This is a genomic window from Fibrobacter succinogenes (assembly GCF_902779965.1).
Lineage (GTDB): Bacteria > Fibrobacterota > Fibrobacteria > Fibrobacterales > Fibrobacteraceae > Fibrobacter > Fibrobacter succinogenes_F.
On record NZ_CACZDK010000031.1, the window covers coordinates 37,061 to 43,322 of the forward strand.

Genomic DNA, 6,262 nt, shown 5'->3' on the forward strand with positions numbered 1-6,262 from the left:
TTATATGATTGCTTCTTTTAAAAGTAGACATGCGAAATTTCTAGGACAAATTTTTTCCTCAATGTTTTGTCTAATTCCTTTAGGTCTCATTGTTTTTTTTGTATTACTTATTGTGATTGTTGAAATTGATGATAAATGGATAGCGGAATGGACTTCATTTTCTTTTGAAAAAAAAGAGTCATCGTTTGAAAATCTTTTGGGAATTATGGGGGTAGAAGAAATAGTAATAGAAAATGAAAATACATTCACTTTATTTGGTGTTTCTGCAGCAATTTCGAGCGAAAATAAAAGAAAAATATTGATATTTCGAACTACGGATGGAGGTAAGCATTGGGAAACAACTGATGCCGGTATAGATGTAGATGATGTCAATTTTTATCATGTTGGTGATTGTGTATATTTTGTTAATTTATTGAGTGAAAACTATAGAGGCAATAATCCAGTTTATGTATCTAGAGGTGATTTTAAAAATTGGAAATATTTTGGAATAACAAAAAATGCAGGATTTAACTTTGCTCATGTGGAGATGGCTAGCTCCTTTTCTAATGGTAAATTAGTCTTGTTGGAAAAAGAAAATACTGGTGATTTAATTTTTGAAGAATACTGCCAAAGCATTGGAAAAAAATATGCTCAAAATGACAGAAATTGGGTTCTTTGTGGATATGATAGTCCTTCTTCGTCGGTACACGAAGTTCGAATTCTTCGCAAATCTTTGGAAAAATACAGTATATATAACTCCTTTCCATATAAAAAGCATCCTTTTATCGCTGTTGGAATGGAACCGTCTGATTTTTACGTAAAAAATAATTTGATTGCGTGTCTTTTGAATTTTAAGATGGATAATGCGGGAATGAGTTGGCTTCATTATTTATATTATAGTATTGATGGTGGAAAAACATGGCAGAATAAAAAAATTCCTGCATTTATTAATGAACGCTTGTATATTTCAAAAAAAGAAATTATAGTTTTAGGATTAAATTATATAGATAACAAAAAACGGCTGAAGGTCTCCATTCTGACAATGCCGATTCCGAAAAAATAATCCTATATTAACATTATGCCCAGCATTTCTTTACAGAGAAAGCTACCCAAATTTTTTATGAGCAAAAATTTGGCAAAATTTACCTTAGAAAATATTGATCCGTTGAATCCTGTACTTCGTAATAAATACATAGATCAAGTTTTTATAGGAAATATCAAACAATTCAAAAAAAGTGGCAAATGAACTCATTTCTGATTAAATGTGCCCTATTTATTTCTCTCCTTCTCGCGGCATGCTCCAGCGAGAATTACGAGTCTGTTAGCATTGGCAATCAAGTGTGGATGGCGCGCAATTTGAATCGCGATATCGGTGGAAGTTTCTGTTACGACAACGATTCGTTGAACTGCGAAAAGTACGGGCGGCTCTACACTTGGAAAGCTGCACAGAACGCTTGCCCCGAAGGGTGGTCCGACTCATGCGGACTTTCGAGAACTTGAAAAGAAAGCCATGGGCGTCGATAGCGGGAATGTTGCTTCCGTCCTGAAATCACGCGGATGGGAATCGTCTGGCAAGAAGAACGGCTTTAACGCCATTCCGGCTGGCTATGGATATTTTACGTTGCATTTCGCTGACGAACATGAAAAAATGAAGTTTATTGCTCAGCCTGGTGCAAGCATGTTCTGGAGTTCCACAGGGAGCGATTCCATTGCTGAATTGTGGTACTTGACGCAAGGGGAAAAGGAAATCTTCTATTCTAGAAGTTCCTTTATGAATTACGGTTTGTTTGCGCTTTCCGTGCGTTGTGTAAAGAATAATAGCGCTGTCGCGACATTGTCGAAAAACGATTCCCTCGCTATGCTGGAGAAAGAGCAACTCATAGAATATTGGGAAAGAAAGACGATGAGTCCATATTTCCAATCTTGTAGTGAAAGCGGCAATGGTGACTTTAATAATTATATTCGCTTCCCCAATAATAAGTATCCGTTTTACATCAATAATGATTTGTTTTGTCCAAACAATTGGCCTTGCGGCGATGTTCCAGAGTGCCAAAAATTTTGCAAAGGGGCTGATGATAAGTATTATATACTTCATGGCGAACCGTATTTTAGACTCGGATGGATCTCGAAATTCAACTTGAAGGAAAACCGCTATGAAAAATATATTGAACTTGCCGACGATCCCTTTGATATAAAGCATGCAAAAAGAATAGAATGTTCATCGACTGGAGTAAATGTCGTCTATTATAAATCTAAAGAACGATACGATGATGGTGATCCCGAATTCTTTAGTTATGATAAATTCCAATAGTGGGTCAGAATGAGATTGAATTTTTTTGCGACACTATTTGTTCTTTTACTTATGCCATTATTTATGGCGTGTTCGAATGATGAAAAACAATCATTGAATAAAAATTTTGAGTCCGTACGTATTGGTAATCAGATATGGATGGCTAAAAATATAGACGCGGATGTTAGTGGGAGTTTCTGTTATAATAATGATTTGTTAAACTGCAAAAAATACGGGCGGCTATACACTTGGGATGCTGCGCAGAATGTATGTCCTGAAGGATGGCGGTTGCCGACCGAGAATGACTTTAGACAACTAAGAGAAAATGCCAGAAGTATTGATGAAAAGAATATCGCTTCGGTCCTGAAAAGTCCCGAGTGGGATTCTTTGGGGCGTAAGAACGGTTTCAATGCGCTTCCTAGTGGATACCGAAATGAATTTTACAATATTTTTTGTAACTTGTGCATGTTTATTGATTTCAATAATATGAAAATAAGGGATATGGGCATAGGTATTTGGGATTCGTTGTTCTATTTTGCTAAAGGTGAAAATGCGTTCTTTTGGAGTATTGCCAATGGAAACAATTTGGACTCCGCCGCATATCCCGGACATGGTGTTTGGTATCTACACAAAGATGGTGAAAGTTTTTTCTATTCCAGTTTATGGAAAGACCATGTTTTGAAAATTGACAATGGAAGAAGTTTTGTTCAGGTGAAGACTTATGTAGATGCCTGGTATGATATGGTAAAGCCTGCGTTTGCGTTTCCTGTTCGCTGCATAAAGAACTTGCCGAAACAGAAGGGCTTGGAACCGTCTGAACAAGATGAAGATGAAAAGGCTCTTATAACAAAGTGGATGGATGAAACTCAGTTCGATTATTATACTCGTTGTAATGAAGGTTCGGCTTGTAAAAAAGGCCAGTTCTGTGGCTCGCTTAAAAGGTGCCAAAAATTCTGCATGGACCCAAAAGACAGTTCATATGTGATGCTTACAAGATACCAAATTTTTAAGGGTAATCCAAGAAATGAATTTAAAGAGATTTTTCAGTTTGAATTCCGAGAATACGATGACGGGGTTACTTTGGGAAGGGCCGAAAATATCACGTGTACGGAGAACGGCTTTTCTATCGAAATGTTTGTGGAAAAATACAAAAAAAACTATGCCTTTGTAATAGATATCGATCGAAACGGAACAGTCTCTTTTCCTCAAAAAAATAAGGGATGCTTTCAGCTGTATGATATAAGGTCCCAAGAACTGAAGAAATATGGCGAAGGGTGTAATGAGAAAAGGTATATGTCCCCTTTCCCTAGGGGCGATTTCTATCGGTTTGAAACAGAGAGAACTTTATTGTTTTAGAAGTTTAAATAAAAGTTTTTTAGGTTTCACTCCCCATCGTATATCGGAACAACAGAATGTGAGCGAGTTGAATAATGGATTTTTTAGTGATTTTGTTCAAAAATAATCCTATATTAACCATATGGCCAGCGTTTCGTTACAAAGAAGGAATCTTGGAATTCAGGAGAAATCTTCTGATTTAGAAACGCAGTTGCTTGAGTTGGGATTTCTCTGCGAAAATAATGATGGAGTCGGGCAGGTTACGGCGAGCTTCTCCTACAACGCCCACGGCAGCATGGCCTCCATGCCGCACCTCTCCGCGATGGACAGGAATTTCTTTAGGTGTTGATTGCATGGCTAAATTAAAAAAAATGGTTCCCTTTTTTTTCATAGGTGTAATAATTCTCGTTTCATTGCTTTTTGTTGCTGATGAAATTGATCTTAAGTGGATTGCAGAATGGACTTCGCTTTCTTTTGAAAAGGAAAAATCTTTGTCTGATATGGATTTTTCTTTTCATGACGAAGCCGTTGTTGATAATGAAAAAATAGTCACTTTATTTGGCACGAAAAATGAATCCAAAAGTGACAATAACAAGCCCATTGTATTGCGAACGATTGATGGCGGCAAAAGTTGGAAGAAATCGGAAATAGACATTGATTTCCAATCTGCATCGTTTGATCGTGTCGGTGATAGTGTTTATATGGTTGCTTTTATTGATAGCAATGATTCGGTAAGTCGTCCTGTTTATGTTTCTAGCGGCGATTTTGAAAAATGGGAATATGTCGGGATGGCGGAGTCTCCTGAAATTGGTTTATATCATGTAAATAAAGATTCTTCGAATTTCTTTGCATTGGAAAGAGAAAACTATCCGATTGTACATTTGGGAGAATATTGCCGTAGTTGGAGCCAACGTTATGCTTATAATGACAAAAATTGGATCGTTTGCGGAAATAATAAACGATATGAAGTCCGTGTTTTACATAAATTAGGAGATGAATATAGAGTACATAGTCAGTTTGTTTATAAATGGCATTTTGGAATTATTAGTGATTTCGGACTTGCGAATGACGTAATTCCGTCAGTTTTTTATGTTAATGGAAACATAATGGCTGGAATTTTTCAATTTAGATGGTCAACTTCAAAATGGATTCACTATCTGTATTATAGTGTTGATGGTGGAAAAACGTGGCAGAACGAAAAAATTCCAGTTTTCGCGTTTGAGCGTTTGACTGTGACGGAAGATAAAATTGTTGTTCTTGGCTTTGACTGGTTTTACAAGGAGAAACGTGGAGAAACCGCAATCCTCACGATACCGCTTCCGAAAAAATAATCTTATATTAACCTTATGCCCTGCGCTTCTTTATAAAAAAGAGAGCCGAAACACCTTTCGACTCTCAAATTTTTTTGCGTCTCTAGTAACTAATAACTAGTAACTGCACCGCAGGTGCTACTTACCCTTAGGCAACTGCACAGAAATATGAATATCCTGCAACTGCTGCAGATCCACTTCGCTCGGGCACTGGTCCATCGGGCTAGAGGCACTCGTGTTCTTCGGGAACGCGATGTAGTCACGGATAGATTCTTCACCTTCCATGGTAGCAACAACGCGGTCGAGACCGAAGGCCAAGCCACCGTGCGGAGGAGCGCCGTACTTGAAGGCATCGACGAAGAAGCCGAACTTGGTCTTCACCTGTTCTTCGGAGAGACCGAGCAGGCGGAACACCTTTTCCTGAACTTCCGGGTTGTGAATACGGATAGAACCACCGCCGATTTCCACGCCGTTAAGAACAAGGTCATAAGCTTCAGCGTTGCAATCCTTGAGGTTGCCGCTGAGCATCATGTCCAAATGTTCCGGAAGCGGGTTCGTGAACGGGTGGTGCATAGCCATGTAGCGGCCTTCGGTATCGCTGTATTCGAACATCGGGAATTCGGTAATCCAAACAAATTCACGCTTCTTCGGATCGCGGAGACCCTTGATACGGGCGACTTCCAAGCGGAGCTGGCCCATAGCCGTTGCTGCAATCTTTTCCGGACCGGCGATGAAGAACATCATGTCGCCGCACTTGGCGCCGACAGCGTCACGGAGTTCGTTAAGTTGTTCGGTCGTAAAGAACTTGCCGACCTGAGTTTCCACTTCGTCATTTTCCTTGACGCGCATCCACACGAGGCCCTTAGAACCGTACTTGCCCACGTAAGCGGTGAGTTCGTCAATCTGCTTACGAGTAAAATCGACACAGCCCTTAGCGGCGATACCGCGGATCTTGCCACCTGCGGCAACGCAGTTCTTGAACACGCCAAAGTTGGACTTGGCACCGATTTCGGACACATCGTGGATTTCGAGGTCGAAGCGGAGGTCCGGCTTATCAGAACCGTACTTGAGCATAGCTTCTGCCCACTTCATACGGCGGATGTGGCGCGGCGGTTCGAAGTCCCAAACCTTGCCCAAAACTTCAGTCACGAACTTGTCGAACATTTCCATCACTTCGTCCTGGTTGACGAAGGACATTTCAACGTCGATCTGCGTGAATTCCGGCTGACGGTCAGCGCGGAGGTCTTCATCGCGGAAGCACTTGGCAATCTGGAAGTAGCGGTCCATGCCGGCAATCATCAAGAGCTGCTTGTACTGCTGCGGAGACTGCGGGAGGGCGTAGAACTTG

At 40.2% G+C, this 6,262-nt stretch carries 6 protein-coding genes; 5 read left to right on the plus strand and 1 reads right to left on the minus strand.

The window, feature by feature from the left end; genetic code table 11:
• The first annotated feature begins 4 nt into the window (after window positions 1–4).
• The 5 genes from HUF13_RS13255 (at window position 5) to HUF13_RS13275 (ending at window position 4,935) form a co-directional block, all read left to right on the plus strand.
• Window positions 5–1,042: a hypothetical protein gene (locus HUF13_RS13255; protein ID WP_173475586.1), complete on the plus strand. Its 1,038-nt coding sequence runs from the start codon at window positions 5–7 to the stop codon at window positions 1,040–1,042.
• Between the two features lie 179 nt (window positions 1,043–1,221).
• Window positions 1,222–1,479: an FISUMP domain-containing protein gene (locus HUF13_RS13260; RefSeq protein ID WP_173475587.1), complete on the plus strand. Its 258-nt coding sequence runs from the start codon at window positions 1,222–1,224 to the stop codon at window positions 1,477–1,479.
• A gap of 10 nt (window positions 1,480–1,489) precedes the next feature.
• The gene (locus HUF13_RS13265; RefSeq protein ID WP_173475588.1) at window positions 1,490–2,290 is read left to right on the plus strand and encodes a hypothetical protein; all 801 of its coding nucleotides are present in this window, start codon (window positions 1,490–1,492) and stop codon (window positions 2,288–2,290) included.
• A gap of 9 nt (window positions 2,291–2,299) precedes the next feature.
• On the plus strand, window positions 2,300–3,625 hold the full coding sequence (locus tag HUF13_RS13270; protein WP_173475589.1) for an FISUMP domain-containing protein: 1,326 nt from the start codon (window positions 2,300–2,302) through the stop codon (window positions 3,623–3,625).
• Between the two features lie 332 nt (window positions 3,626–3,957).
• The gene (locus tag HUF13_RS13275; RefSeq protein WP_173475590.1) at window positions 3,958–4,935 is read left to right on the plus strand and encodes a hypothetical protein; all 978 of its coding nucleotides are present in this window, start codon (window positions 3,958–3,960) and stop codon (window positions 4,933–4,935) included.
• 117 nt (window positions 4,936–5,052) lie between these two features.
• Here HUF13_RS13275 and aspS read toward each other — a convergent pair.
• On the minus strand, window positions 5,053–6,262 hold a 1,210-nt coding region (gene aspS, locus HUF13_RS13280; RefSeq protein WP_173475591.1), incomplete at its 5' end, for an aspartate--tRNA ligase.